This is a genomic window from Geotalea uraniireducens Rf4, from assembly GCF_000016745.1.
GTDB lineage: Bacteria > Desulfobacterota > Desulfuromonadia > Geobacterales > Geobacteraceae > Geotalea > Geotalea uraniireducens.
Map to the genome: position 1 here is coordinate 37,622 of NC_009483.1, position 12,672 is coordinate 50,293.

General features: G+C 57.6%; 13 protein-coding genes. All 13 read left to right on the forward strand.

The genetic code is table 11. From position 1 onward, the window contains the following. Window positions 1–162: 162 nt before the first annotated feature. The 13 genes from GURA_RS00145 to GURA_RS00205 all read left to right on the forward strand — a co-directional run bounded on the left by GURA_RS00145 (window position 163) and on the right by GURA_RS00205 (window position 12,644). Window positions 163–933 carry a hypothetical protein gene (locus tag GURA_RS00145; RefSeq protein WP_011936976.1) on the forward strand — a complete coding sequence of 257 codons (771 nt, stop codon included), beginning with the start codon at window positions 163–165 and terminating at the stop codon, window positions 931–933. Between the two features lie 242 nt (window positions 934–1,175). Next, window positions 1,176–1,637 (forward strand): YqaA family protein, encoded by a 462-nt coding sequence (locus GURA_RS00150; RefSeq protein WP_011936977.1) that lies wholly within the window; start codon window positions 1,176–1,178, stop codon window positions 1,635–1,637. Between the two features lie 18 nt (window positions 1,638–1,655). Beyond that, on the forward strand, window positions 1,656–2,948 hold the full coding sequence (locus GURA_RS00155; protein ID WP_011936978.1) for a M16 family metallopeptidase: 1,293 nt from the start codon (window positions 1,656–1,658) through the stop codon (window positions 2,946–2,948). Window positions 2,949–3,018: 70 nt separating this feature from the next. Beyond that, window positions 3,019–3,402, forward strand: coding sequence for a sirohydrochlorin chelatase (locus GURA_RS00160; RefSeq protein WP_011936979.1), 384 nt, complete (start codon window positions 3,019–3,021; stop codon window positions 3,400–3,402). Further along, window positions 3,402–4,043: a precorrin-8X methylmutase gene (locus GURA_RS00165; RefSeq protein ID WP_011936980.1), complete on the forward strand. Its 642-nt coding sequence runs from the start codon at window positions 3,402–3,404 to the stop codon at window positions 4,041–4,043. Before GURA_RS00160 ends, GURA_RS00165 begins: the two co-directional genes overlap by 1 nt. A 20-nt stretch (window positions 4,044–4,063) precedes the next feature. Next, window positions 4,064–5,173 carry a cobalt-precorrin-5B (C(1))-methyltransferase gene (locus tag GURA_RS00170; protein WP_011936981.1) on the forward strand — a complete coding sequence of 370 codons (1,110 nt, stop codon included), beginning with the start codon at window positions 4,064–4,066 and terminating at the stop codon, window positions 5,171–5,173. An 86-nt stretch (window positions 5,174–5,259) separates the two neighbouring features. Further along, window positions 5,260–6,477, forward strand: a complete 1,218-nt coding sequence (locus GURA_RS00175; protein ID WP_011936982.1) for a bifunctional cobalt-precorrin-7 (C(5))-methyltransferase/cobalt-precorrin-6B (C(15))-methyltransferase — start codon at window positions 5,260–5,262, stop codon at window positions 6,475–6,477. 116 nt (window positions 6,478–6,593) lie between these two features. Beyond that, window positions 6,594–7,328 (forward strand): precorrin-2 C(20)-methyltransferase, encoded by a 735-nt coding sequence (gene cobI / locus GURA_RS00180; RefSeq protein WP_011936983.1) that lies wholly within the window; start codon window positions 6,594–6,596, stop codon window positions 7,326–7,328. A 92-nt stretch (window positions 7,329–7,420) separates the two neighbouring features. After that, a complete protein-coding gene (locus GURA_RS00185; RefSeq protein ID WP_011936984.1) occupies window positions 7,421–7,687 on the forward strand; it encodes a type II toxin-antitoxin system Phd/YefM family antitoxin in 267 nt (88 codons plus the stop codon). Continuing rightward, entirely contained in the window at window positions 7,675–8,115 is a 441-nt protein-coding gene (locus GURA_RS00190; RefSeq protein ID WP_011936985.1) for a type II toxin-antitoxin system VapC family toxin, read from the forward strand. The genes GURA_RS00185 and GURA_RS00190 overlap by 13 nt, the downstream gene beginning before the upstream one ends. 117 nt (window positions 8,116–8,232) lie before the next feature. After that, on the forward strand, window positions 8,233–9,009 hold the full coding sequence (gene cobM, locus GURA_RS00195; RefSeq protein ID WP_011936986.1) for a precorrin-4 C(11)-methyltransferase: 777 nt from the start codon (window positions 8,233–8,235) through the stop codon (window positions 9,007–9,009). A gap of 173 nt (window positions 9,010–9,182) precedes the next feature. Beyond that, a complete protein-coding gene (locus GURA_RS00200) occupies window positions 9,183–10,244 on the forward strand; it encodes a cobalt-precorrin 5A hydrolase (protein ID WP_011936987.1) in 1,062 nt (353 codons plus the stop codon). A 36-nt stretch (window positions 10,245–10,280) separates the two neighbouring features. Continuing rightward, the gene (locus GURA_RS00205) at window positions 10,281–12,644 is read left to right on the forward strand and encodes a cobyric acid synthase (protein ID WP_011936988.1); all 2,364 of its coding nucleotides are present in this window, start codon (window positions 10,281–10,283) and stop codon (window positions 12,642–12,644) included. The last annotated feature ends 28 nt before the right edge of the window (window positions 12,645–12,672 follow it).

The following is a 12,672-nucleotide window of genomic DNA, read 5'->3' on the forward strand; positions in this document are numbered from 1 at the left end:
CATTTTACCAACCTTCGCTCTTTCCCATGCTTTTCCATATGGCCGAGCTCTAAGTCAGAGGCGGTTTTTTTTGCTGCGCCTTTCAGGCTGGAATGGTATATTGCTGGGGACCATGAAAGTTGATGCTCTATCTCATACTGCCAAAAGACAAGGAGAAGTTTCATGAAACGATCATTGATTCTTGCAGCCGCAGCCCTGATTTCGCTCTTGCCGGTTGCCGGCCACGGCGCGGATGCCGGAAAGCCGGTGCATCCGGCGGTTTCCTCTGCCCGGCCTGAAGCGGTGAAGCCCAAGGAGCAGACCCCCGTTACGGGTAAGGTGATGCAAACCATGAACGGCGGGGGGTACAGCTATATCCTCCTGAAAAAGGCGAGCGGCGACAAGGTTTGGCTGGCCGTACCGCAGATGGATGTTGAACTGGGAGCGACATTAACCTTTAAGCCCGGTATGGAAATGGCGGATCTGCAAAGTAAAGCCCTGAACCGGACCTTTGAGAAGATCATATTTTCCGAAGGTCTCGTTGATGGAAAAGGGGGTAAGAACGCCAAGAAGAGCGCCAAAAAATCGCCCGGCAGCAAAGGCTCTGTGGCAACCGCAGGCGAGAAAATAAAGGTGAAAAAGGCCACCGGTCCCAACGCCTATACGGTTGCCGAGCTGTATAAGCTGAAAGGGAAGCTGGATAAAAAGAAGGTTGTCGTCAGTGGCAAGGTAGTCAGGGTTTCAGCCGGCATCATGGGTAAAAATTGGGTCCATATTCAGGACGGGAGCGGCGATGCGAAGAAAGGCACCCATGACCTGGTCGTTACCTCCCAGGCTGTGCCGGTCATCGGCGAGGTGGTGACCGCCAGCGGCACGCTTTATAAAAACAAAGATTTCGGCGGCGGCTACAAATACGAGGTGATCGTGGAAAAAGCGGAACTGGAGATTCAGTAACCGGTCGTTTCCCCAGCTAAAAAGCCCCCTGTCATGCAGGGGGCTTTTTTTTATTCGTGCGCACTTTGCCGGTGGAGCCGGGGCACCGTATTCATCGCTATCCAACCTTTCTCCGTAAATATTTCCATACATTTAAAGGCCGTCTTATCCGGCCGGAATTACGCCTCTTTTTACCTTGAAAAACAAGGGGGAATCCTGCCAAACTCTTTGACAATTGGCCCCCTTTCCGTTACCTTGACGTCATGCAAGATATGCTCGTCGATCATGGTTACCCGGCCCTGTTTTTCCTCAGTTTCCTTGCATCGACTATGATTCCGCTTGGCTCTGAATGGCTGCTTGTGGTCATGCTGGTGAACCATCATGATCCGTTCACTACGGTGGCAGTTGCCACGGTCGGCAACTGCCTGGGAGCATGCACGACCTATTGGCTCGGCATTTTCGGCGGGCCTTGGTTGATCCGCCGAATTTTACGCATCGATGAAGAGGCGGAGGCAAAGGCGGAAAGATTCTATGGCCGTTACGGCTCCTGGTCGCTTCTGCTTTCCTGGCTGCCGGTCATCGGTGATCCACTTTGCCTGGTCGGCGGGCTCCTGCGAATACGCTTCCTTCGATTTTCAGCGCTGGTCTTTGTCGGCAAACTGGGCCGGTATGCGGCCGTTGGCTGGTTGACCTTGCAGGGGGCGCGGATTGCGAATTTGGGGTAATGGGTGAATGGAGGTTTAATGATAACCCGTCGTAAAAAGGTTCTGGCCAACGGCCTGCGGGTGGTGGCGGTGGAAATGCCGCACCTGCACAGCGTTGAGATTGCAGTATACATCAGGGTCGGCGGACGCAACGACCCGAGAGAGCAGGCAGGCCTCTCCCATTTTCTTGAACACATGTTGTTTCGCGGTAATACCGATTACCCTACGAGCCTTGATCTGGAAGTGGCCTTCGACGCCATCGGCGGAAGCGTCAATGCCGCAACCGACGAGGAGAGCACCTGTTATTTTTCCCGCGTCCATCCGCGCCACGTTGAAAATGGGATACGGCTTTTTTCCTCCATGCTGCTTCGTTCAACCCTGGCCGGTATTGACATAGAAAAACGGATAATTACCGAAGAGGCGCTCGAAGATATAAATGACAGGGGGGAGGAAACCAATCCCAGCAACCTGTCGAGCAGGCTCATGTGGCCGGGTCATCCGCTCGGTGTACCGACCATCGGCTATCTGGACACCATCAGCCGGTTTACCGAGGCAGACCTGCGCGGCCACCTGGCTCACCATTACGTCCCCGGCAACGCCGTTGTGGTCGTGGCGGGGGATATCCAGGGCGAATCGGTATTTGCGGCGTGTGAAACGGCATTTGCGGAGTGGAACGGTCCGACTCCCCCTGCATCTCCGCCGGCAGAGCATAGCCAGCGCAGGGTGCAGTCATTGTTTGTCAAGGACTCCGACAGCCAGGTGAATCTCCAGATCGCTTTCCGTGGCTTTGCCCGGCCGGACCAGAGAATCATGACGGTCAGGCTGATTCGCAGGATCCTTTGCGGCGGGGGGAGCTCCCGGCTGCACCTGCTTTTGCGGGAGAGGCTCGGCATCGTGTATTCTGTGGATGCCTCCATTTCTGCCTATGATGAAACCGGTTCTTTTTGCATTGAACTGGCCACAGCGCCGGAAAATCTGTCGTTGGCGGTGACCGAGATATTGAAGGAAACCGGGAGACTGGCGGTAGAAGGGGTGACGGACGAGGAGTTGCAGCGGGTCAAGGAGGGATATTTCTTTGATCTGGAGTACAGCCGGGACTCCACCTATGAAATGCAGGTGCGTTACGGTTGGGGAGAGTTGATGGACATCGTCCGGGAGCTGGAAGAAGACCATGCCGAGGCGACCGCAGTCACTGGGGCAACTATTCGTGCGACTGCGGAGTCACTGTTTGCGCCCCACAACATTAACCTGGTGGCGGTCGGGCCGTGGAAAGCCACCCTCAAACGGCAGGTGGAAAAAATTCTGCTAGACTATGAACGGAACTGGAGATAAGGGACTGGGAACTGGGAACTGGGGAAAAAAGCCGAAATTATCAAGGATCGTTGCTGATAAAGGAGTGTCGATGGAAACTGCAATCTTACTCATGGCTCACGGGAGCCGCATTACCGAGGCGAACCATGCCGTGCATGAAATAGCCGGGATGGTGAAGCAGATGACCGGTTACGACATTGTCGAGGTGTCGTTCCGCGAGCAGCATGCGCCGAACATTCAGAAAGGGATCGATGCCTGCGTGGCCCGGGGGGCAGAGCGGATTCTGCTCATCCCCTATTTTCTCTACATGGGGGCCCATGTGCTGGAAGACCTGCCGGCAGAGCTTGAAGAGGCCAGGGTGCGTTACCCCCGGGTGGAAATGGCGATGGGGAAACACCTGGGCGTGCATCGGAAGCTGGCCGAGATCGTCGTGGACCGGATTGCCGAATCCCTGACCGAGCAGAGGTGGTACTGATGTCAGTCCATCTGCGCCCCGAAGAGATCGAGGCGGAATCGTTTCGGATGATAGATGCGGAAGTGGGTCCGCATCCCTGGTCGCCGAGCGAATGGCCGGTGGTGCGACGGGTGATCCATACCAGCGCAGATTTTGAATACTCGCGCTCCATGTTTTTTTCTGCGGATGCGGTTTTTCGTGGTGTGGAGGCCTTGCGCAAAGGGCGCGGCATTGTAACCGATACCACCATGGCTTATTCCGGCATCAGCAAGGTGCGGCGGGAAAAATTCGGCAACGGGATATCCTGCTTTGTCGCTGACCCGGAAGTCGCAAGGGAAGCCCGGTCGCAGGGGATTACCCGCTCCATACTGGCCATGCGCAAGGGGGCGGCGGATCAGGACAACGGCATCTTCGTCATCGGCAATGCCCCGACCGCACTGTTCGAGCTTTTGCGTCTCGTGCGGCAGGAGGGCTTAAGGCCGGACCTTGTCATCGGCTTGCCGGTCGGCTTTGTCGGCGCGGCGGAGAGCAAGAATGCGCTCCTGGCCCTGGAGGCCGAGTATCCGCAGATCCCGTTCATAACCAATCGGGGACGCAAAGGCGGCTCGAATGTGGCCGCGGCAATAGTGAATGCCCTGCTGATAATGGCGGAAGAGGGCTGATGATGTAAGGCCGGGAAGTTATGGCAAATAAACCTCTCAAATACGGCTATACCACCGGCGCCTGCGCTGCCGCGGCAGCGAAAGGCGCAGCGCAGATGCTGCGGGATCGACAGCTGCTCGATCACGTGGAGATCATTCTCCCCGGTGGAGAGCTGGCAGAGTTTCAGCTGCATGGTCAAGTGCTGGGTGAAAATTCCGCTTCCTGCTACGTGATCAAGGACGCGGGAGACGATCCCGATGTGACCAACGGTGCGGAAATCCATGCCTCCGTGCTTGTCGAGACAGCGACGGACTGCGGCAAGGGCGAGGTGATTATTTCCGGCGGTACGGGGGTCGGCAGGGTGACCAAGCCGGGACTGGCCGTAGCGGTCGGCGAGTGGGCGATAAATCCGGTGCCGCGAAAGATGATCCGCCTGGTCATCCATGAGGTCTTTGCCATCCGCTGCATGCCGGCGGTCATCAGGGTGGCTGTCAGCATTCCCAACGGCGAGGAGCTTGCCAAAAAAACCCTTAATGCCCGGCTTGGCATTATCGGCGGCCTGTCCATCCTCGGCACCACCGGAATCGTCAAGCCTATTTCCGTCAAGGCCTGGACCGATACCATCGATGCCGCCATTGACGTGGCCCTGGCCTGCGGCAGTGAAACTGTCGTCCTTTCCACCGGACGGACGAGCGAGATGGTTGCGGAGAAACACTTTGGGATCGGGGATCGGGGATCGGGGATCGGGAAAGGCATGAAGGAGGAGTCCTTCATCATGATGGGTGACCATGCGGGTTATTCCCTGGCAGCCTGCGCCCGGAAAGGGGTGAGGAGCGTCGTTGTCGCCGGCCAGTTCGCCAAGCTCTTGAAGATCGCCTGCGGCCACGAGCAGACCCACGTCGCGTCATCCGAGCTGGACCTCCGGACTCTGGCGGAATGGTGCGCCGTTGCCGATCCCAGATCCCAGATCCCCGGTTACTGCTTGAAAGCGAACACTGCCCGGCACGTACTGGAGGCTTCCGGCAACGACCCGGAGCTGATCGCTCTCGTCTGCGGCAGGGTGAGGTCGTTTGCCGAAAAGCTGGCCTCGGGCGTAGAGATAAAGGTTTTGCTGGCGGGGTATAATGGAGAAGTGTTATATTTCGGCTGAAATTTGACAGAACAGCAGGAGTGCAACGCAGATTGCGCAGATTTTTGACGTAAGCGACGAATCAGCACTAAATGAAGGAGGTTCACATGCCTCAGCAAAAAATCTACCTGATCGGGGCGGGTATCGAAGGATGGGAAGGGTTTGGCGCAACGGCGCTGGAGGTGATCAACAAGGCCGAGGTGTTGATCGGCCACCAGCGGCTGCTCGACATTTTTCCCGATTTCAAGGGTGAAAAGCGGGTGCTGGAGGACCTCTCCATCATGCTCGACTATCTGAAGAGCACGGACAAGCAGACGGTGGTGCTCGGCTCCGGTGACCCGAATTTTTTCGGAGTGGCCCGTTTCATCCTGCGCAACCTCCCCAAGGAGCGGATCGAGATCTTTCCCAATGTCACGAGCGTACAGTATGCCTTTGCCAGGATCAAGGAGCCGTGGGATGATGCCGTCTTCGTTTCCGTCCATGGCCGGGGGCTGAAAAGCGCCATCGACCGGATCATCGCCGCGGAGAAGGTGGCAGTGCTCACCGATGGGGTCAATTCCCCGTCGGCCATCGCGAAAGAGCTGATTGAGCGCGGCGCCGAAGGTTACGAGGCATGGTTGTGCGAAGACCTGGGGCTGCTGACGGAAAAGTTCACCAAGACCGACGTCAAGGGGCTCGTCGACCTCCCCGCTTCTCCCCTCAACATACTGATTCTCATCAAGGCATGGGAACCGAATCTGGAGAACTATCCGCTCATCGGCATCAGCGACGAGGAGTTCGCCACTGCCAAGAAGCTGATCACCAAGGAAGAGGTGAGGGCGGTGACCCTGGCCAAGCTCCAGTTGCAGGACGACCTGGTGCTGTGGGACATCGGCGCCGGGAGCGGTTCGGTCTCCATCGAGGCGGGGAATCTGATGCCGAACGGCAAGATCTTCGCCCTGGAAAAGAACCCCCAGTACCTGAGCTTCATCCGCGACAACCTGAAGAAATTCGTTGCCCGCAACGTCATGCTGATCGAGGCGTATGCCCCCGAGGGGCTCGACGACCTTCCCGACCCGGACCGGGTTTTCATCGGCGGCTCCGGCGGCATGCTCGAGGAGATCATCGAGGCGGTGGACCGGCGGCTCAGACCGGAAGGGCAGATCGTTCTCAACGCCGTGACCCTCGACACCCTGACCAAGGCGGTAGAGTTCCTTGAGGACCACGGCTACACGGTGGAGGTGACCTGCGTCAACATCGCCAAGACCCGAGGGCTGACCGAATACAAGATGTTTGAGTCTCATAACCCGGTCTATATCATCGCCGCCTGGAAGGGGGAGGAATGACGGCTTCGCCAAAAGTCCATCTCCGTCGTTGCTCGCACCCTTCGTCATTACAGCGTACCTTACAGGTACGCCTCATTCCTCAGGGCGTTCGCGCCTAGGACCTGGAGTTTTTTGCTGTGCCGTTAAACGTGAAGAATGAAAAGAAAAGAGTGGCAAAGATTTACGCCGTCGGGGTCGGCCCCGGCGACCCTGAGCTCCTCACCAGAAAGGCCGAGCGGATCATCCGCACTGTCCCGGTGATATGCACCCCGACCGGCACCGCGGATGCCTCCAGCTACGCCCTCTCCATCGTCGAGGAGTTCATCGACCGGAGCCGTCAGGAGGTGCTCGTCCAGGTATTTCCCATGCGAAAGGACCAGGAGGGGCTAGACGAATTCTGGGAGAAGGCCGCAGACGAAGTGGCGGAGCGGATCGGTCAAGGGCTCGACGTGGCCTTCATCACCATCGGCGACCCGTTCCTCTATTCCACCTTTCTCTATCTCTACCGCATTTTTCGCAAACGGTATTCCCACATACCGATAGAGGTGGTGCCCGGGATCACCAGCGTGGGCGCAGCCTCTGTGGCCGCCGGTCTTCCCTTGGGGATGGCCTCCGACCGGATCGCCATACTCCCCACCACATACGAGGACGCGGAGTTAAGGAAGACCTTCCGCGAGTTCGATACCGTGGTGCTGATGAAGGTGAACCGGGTCTTCGACCGGGTCTATGCCCTGCTAAGGGAACTGGGGCTGGATAAGAACGCCGCCTTTGTCCGTCGGGTGGGCTCCAGCGATGAAGAGGTGGTGTTCGATCTTGCGACGCTGGTGGGTCAGAAGCTGGATTACCTGTCGCTTTTGATCGTGAAGAAGTGAGCTACGTTAATTGCCACGCACTGCATGGCGGTTGACCTTGGCCGAATCTGATTGTATGATCAAATCAGATTATCAGATAAAGGGGGACCGAAATGCGTTCAGTTACAGCTACGGAGCTCGCCCGCAACTTCCGGGTAACGCTCGACGCGGTAGAATACAATCATGAAGAATTTATAATCGTTCGCAACAATCATGAAGTGGCAAGAATCATCCCCGGCCCGTCAACCATGACAGCCATGGAAGCGATGGCGGATATCTACCGGACTCTGCCTGAAGAAGCTGCAGCCGGCTGGCTGAGAAATTCCCGGCAGATCAAGGATATCCTGAGCGACGAGGTGCGCGATCCATGGGATTCCTGATCGACACCTGTATCTGGATTGATGTTGAAAGAGGAACGCTCGCTCCTGCCGATGTAGCCGCTGTTACCGGCGAAGAACCTGTCTACCTGTCGCCGGTGACCATAGCGGAGTTGAAATTCGGTGCGGAGAACGCCAAAACCGCCGATCTCCGCCAGAAACGGCTGGCAGCACTCACGCGGCTCAAGCGAAAACCGCTGCTCATGATCGACGAGACGACAGGTGAGATTTTTGGCGATATCGCCGCGCAGATCAGAAAACATGGCAAGCAGCATCAGTACCGGGTCCAGGATTTATGGTTAGCCAGCCAGGCCGTACAGCACGGTTTTCGATTTCTTACCCATAACCGCAAGGACTTTGCCGACATTCCTGGACTACAGCTCATCGTTTGGAGCGATGCATTTAGCATGAAGGCGCGGCAGGGTGAATAAATCTGAAAATCTCAGTCTGCATCTTAAAAATAAATCCCGCAACTCCGCAGAATTTAATAATGTTCTATCCATAATGTTCTGTAAACCCTTGTTAATTCAGGTTTTTGAGGTTTAATAATGCCAATCATCCATTTCATCGGCGCCGGTCCCGGCGATGCTGAACTGATAACCGTCAAGGGTGCCCGGCTGCTCCGCGAGGCGGACGTGGTAGTCTACGCCGGGAGCCTCGTCGACCTGGAGCTGGTAAAAACCTACGCAGCCGATGCCGAGGTCTACGATTCCGCGGGGATGACCCTGGAGGAGACCACGCGGGTGCTGGCCGAGGCGGTTATTGCCGGGAAAAAGGTGGTGCGGCTCCATACGGGCGACCCTTCCATCTACGGCGCCATCCAGGAGCAGATGGCGGAGCTTGACCTGCTCGGCATCGACTACGAGGTGGTGCCTGGTGTGACGAGCGCCTTTGCCGCCGCTGCAACTCTGAAACAGGAGCTGACCCTCCCCGAGGTTTCACAGACGGTAATCATCACCCGGCTGGCAGGAAAGACCCCTGTGCCGGAGCGGGAAAAACTCGCCGAAATTGCAAAAATAGGCGCGACCCTCGTCATCTATCTCTCCGTTTCCATGATCGACCGGGTGGTGGCGGAGCTTCTCGAAGGGGCCTACACGGCTGAAACGCCGGTTGCCGTGGTAGCCAAAGCATCGTGGCCCGACGAGCAGGTGGTGGAAGGAACCCTCGCCGATATTGCCGGAAAAGTGCAGGCGGCCGGCATCGGCAAACAGGCCCTGATTCTCGTCGGCGACGTGCTCAAGGCCCGCAGGGAAGGACTGAAAGCCAAGTCGCTCCTCTACGACAAGGGGTTCAGCCACGAGTTCCGGAAGGGGCTTGTCGGGTAACTTAACTGCAAAAGCAAAAACCATTGAACCGCAAAGCTGCAAAGGGCGCGAAGAAATCTTAAAACCAAAATCTCTTTAAGATGCATTTAGTCTTTACTTTGCGCTCTTTACGTTTAGGCCCTTTGGGTCCTTTGCGGTTCAGAGATTTTTTCGGTTGTTGTTTCAGGAGTGCCATGCGAATTGCCATCATCGCCATAACCCGTAACGGGGCAAGGCTCGGAGCCCAGATGAAGGAGGGCTTCGCCCGTGCGGACCTGTTCGTACTGCAGAAATATGCGGGTGCGGCCGGGAAGAAGGCAATACCATTTATCGGCGAGCTGAAGGAACTGGTGCGAAAGCTCTGGTCGGAGACCGACGGTTTTGTCTTTATCATGGCGACCGGCATTGTCGTGCGGATGATCGCTCCGCTTCTTGAGGCGAAGGATAAGGACCCGGCTGTGGTGGTGATGGACGACACCGGGAAGTTTGCCATTTCGCTTCTTTCCGGCCACCTGGGCGGGGCCAACGAGCTTGCCTGCCGCTGTTCCTTCCTGACCGGGGCGCGGGAGGTGATAACCACCGCTACCGACGCCAACTGCCTCCCTTCCTTCGATATGCTGGCCAAGGAAGAGGGGTGGATAATCGATGACCTCTCAAAGGTCAAGATACTCAACAGCCTGATCCTTGATGATGCGGAGATAGCGGTAGTGGATTCGACCTGCCGGGTCCGGCCCTGGTTCCACGGTCGCGGCAGGCTTTCGTTTTACGACACCTTTGTCGAGGCGTTGCAGAGCCCTGCGAAGGGCTACCTGTTTGTGACCAACCGTCAATTGCCGTCCCAGGTGCAGTCGGAAAGACTGCTGATACTACGTCCGCAGAACCTGGTGCTGGGAATCGGCTGCAATAGCGGCACGACGGTGGAAGAGGTCGAAGCGGTCGTCAGCGCCAACCTGAAGCGTCTTTTTCTCTCCATCAAAAGCCTCAAGTGCATTGCTTCGGCTTCCGCCAAGAGGGACGAAGCGGGGTTGCTGCAGTTTGCCGGCAAATATTCCGTACCGATCCGTTTTTTCGAGAGCGAAGAATTAAACAGCGTTGCAGCGCCATCGCCACCGTCCAGTCACTCCATCAAGGCCATAGGTGCGGTCGGGGTCGCAGAGCCGGCTGCGTTGCTGGCTTCCGGCGGCGGCACGATGCTCCTGAAAAAGGTAAAAAGCGGCAATGTGACGCTGGCGATAGCGGAGTGCCTGATTTCATAATTGTAGCCGGAAGAACCGGAAGGAATTTAGTTCTCGATGACACAGTCTACCTTATACATTGTCGGTATCGGTCCTGGCGGCCTCAACCACATGACGTTCGAAGCACGGGATGCGCTTGAGAGGTCCCAGGTGGTGGTCGGCTACAAGACCTACCTGGACTTCATCACGCCGCTTTTGGCCGGGAAAGAGGTTGTCTCTTCCGGCATGATGAAGGAAGTGGATCGCTGCAACGAGGCGCTCGCCATTGCAGGCTCGGGCAAGACGGTTGCCCTGGTTTCCAGTGGCGATGCCGGGGTTTACGGCATGGCTGGATTGGCGTTGGAGCTGGCGGAAAACCTGCATGATCCCCCCGAAATCATCATCGTTCCCGGTGTTTCGGCGGTGCAGGCGGCAGCCGCAGTTCTCGGCGCGCCGCTCATGCACGATTTTGCGGTAATATCCCTTTCAGACCTGCTTACTCACTGGGATACCATCGAACGGCGCCTTGTGGCCGCGGCTGCGGCGGATTTCGTGGTTGCCCTCTACAATCCCCGCAGCAAGGGGAGAACGACGCAGATTGAATCGGCCCGAAATATCATGCTGGCGGCCCGTTCCTCCCGCACTCCCGTCGGCATTGTGCGTAATGCCTGCCGCGACGGCGAGGAGAAGGTCGTTACGACCCTTGCAGACATGCTTTCCCACCATATCGACATGTTTTCCATAGTCATTATCGGCAATTCCGCCACCTATGAAGATCAGAAAGGGAGGATGGTAACGCCGAGGGGGTATGAGACAGGAGCGAGGAACGAGGAGCGAGGAGCTAGGAGCGGGGAACGGGGAACGAGGGCAACAAGAGAAAACCTCAAACCTCGAACCTCGAACCTCGAACCTGCCGCGCAGCGCGCCGTGATGTTCTGCGGCACCGGGTCAGATGTGGGGAAATCCGTCCTCACCGCCGGATTGTGCCGCATTCTCAGCAGGCGCGGCATCTGCGTGGCGCCGTTCAAGTCCCAGAATATGGCTCTCAACTCGGCGGTCACCCCGGAAGGGGGGGAGATCGGCCGGGCCCAGGCAGTGCAGGCCGAGGCATGCGGCATACCGTCCCATACGGACATGAACCCGGTCCTGTTGAAGCCCAACTCAGACACGGGGAGCCAGATCGTCGTCCAGGGGAAGGTGATCGGCAACATGCGGGTCGCGGAGTACAACGCCTACAAGCCGGAGGCGTTTGTCAAGGTGAGGGAGAGTTTCGACCGTCTCAAATCGCGCTTTGATTTTGTCGTCATCGAAGGGGCCGGAAGTATTGCCGAGATCAATCTGAAGCGCCACGACATTGCCAATCTGAAGGTGGCCGAGATGGCCGGCTGCCCGGTGATCCTGGTGGCGGACATCGACCGGGGAGGGGTCTTCGCCCAGATCGTCGGCACTGTCGAGCTTTTGGAGCCGGCTGAGCGGGCGATGGTCAAGGGTGTCATCATCAACAAGTTCCGCGGCGATGCTTCGCTCTTGAAGCCGGGCATCGACTTTGTGGAAGGGAGGACCGGCCTGCCGGTGCTGGGTGTGGTCCCTTATTTCCAGGGTTTCCGCATTCCGGATGAGGACAGTGTCGCCCTGGAAAAGCGTGGGACCGGGGATCGTGGACCGGGGACCGGCAAGGACAAGATCCATGTCGGCGTAATCAAGCTGCCGCGGATTTCCAATTATACCGACTTCGACGTGCTGGAGAGGGAGCCGGACGTCACACTGCGCTATATCGACAGTCCGAAGCAACTGTCCGGTCTGGACCTCCTTATCCTCCCCGGGAGCAAATCCACCATTGCCGATCTTTACTATCTGATGGAACACGGCTTGTACAAGGCGATTCGCAGCTTCAGCGGCGCGATCATGGGGATTTGCGGCGGTTACCAGATACTGGGGAGGCGGGTGCTCGATCCGTTCAACATCGAATCCGACATCAGGGAAGCCGAAGGGCTGGGCCTGCTGGATGTGGAGACGACCATGCTGATGAAGAAGGAGACCCATCAGGCCGAGGCCAGGCTTCTGCCGGGCATTGTGCCGGTTGCAGCGGATTGCGGCGAGGAACTGACTGGTTACGAAATTCACATGGGCGAAACAATCCTGGGCGCCGGGGCACGGCCGTTTGCAACGATCACCCTTCGTTCCGGCAAGGCGGTGGATGTTCAGGACGGGGCGGTTTCGCCGGACGGAAGGGTGTTCGGCACATACCTGCACGGCGTCTTCGACAACGCCGGGTTCAGATCCGCCTTTCTCAACAGGATCAGACGGGAGAAAGGGTTGCAGGAACAAAGGAAGGTCGTCATCCTGAAGGACCCCTTCGACCTGCTGGCGGCGCATCTGGAGCGGCATGTGGACATGGAGCGGCTGCTGGCGATCTGCGGCCTGGCGAATCCTGAAGAGTAGGCAAAAGGGCACGGAGGCCATGGAAAGA

What these genes read in the sequence shown, in the direction of transcription:
- GURA_RS00145 (WP_011936976.1), top strand. Translation starts at nt 163, where the DNA reads ATGAAACGATCATTGATTCTTGCAGCCGCAGCCCTGATTTCGCTCTTG.
- GURA_RS00150 (WP_011936977.1), top strand. Translation starts at nt 1,176, where the DNA reads ATGCAAGATATGCTCGTCGATCATGGTTACCCGGCCCTGTTTTTCCTC.
- GURA_RS00155 (WP_011936978.1), top strand. Translation starts at nt 1,656, where the DNA reads ATGATAACCCGTCGTAAAAAGGTTCTGGCCAACGGCCTGCGGGTGGTG.
- GURA_RS00160 (WP_011936979.1), top strand. Translation starts at nt 3,019, where the DNA reads ATGGAAACTGCAATCTTACTCATGGCTCACGGGAGCCGCATTACCGAG.
- GURA_RS00165 (WP_011936980.1), top strand. Translation starts at nt 3,402, where the DNA reads ATGTCAGTCCATCTGCGCCCCGAAGAGATCGAGGCGGAATCGTTTCGG.
- GURA_RS00170 (WP_011936981.1), top strand. Translation starts at nt 4,064, where the DNA reads ATGGCAAATAAACCTCTCAAATACGGCTATACCACCGGCGCCTGCGCT.
- GURA_RS00175 (WP_011936982.1), top strand. Translation starts at nt 5,260, where the DNA reads ATGCCTCAGCAAAAAATCTACCTGATCGGGGCGGGTATCGAAGGATGG.
- GURA_RS00185 (WP_011936984.1), top strand. Translation starts at nt 7,421, where the DNA reads ATGCGTTCAGTTACAGCTACGGAGCTCGCCCGCAACTTCCGGGTAACG.
- GURA_RS00190 (WP_011936985.1), top strand. Translation starts at nt 7,675, where the DNA reads ATGGGATTCCTGATCGACACCTGTATCTGGATTGATGTTGAAAGAGGA.
- cobM (WP_011936986.1), top strand. Translation starts at nt 8,233, where the DNA reads ATGCCAATCATCCATTTCATCGGCGCCGGTCCCGGCGATGCTGAACTG.
- GURA_RS00200 (WP_011936987.1), top strand. Translation starts at nt 9,183, where the DNA reads ATGCGAATTGCCATCATCGCCATAACCCGTAACGGGGCAAGGCTCGGA.
- GURA_RS00205 (WP_011936988.1), top strand. Translation starts at nt 10,281, where the DNA reads ATGACACAGTCTACCTTATACATTGTCGGTATCGGTCCTGGCGGCCTC.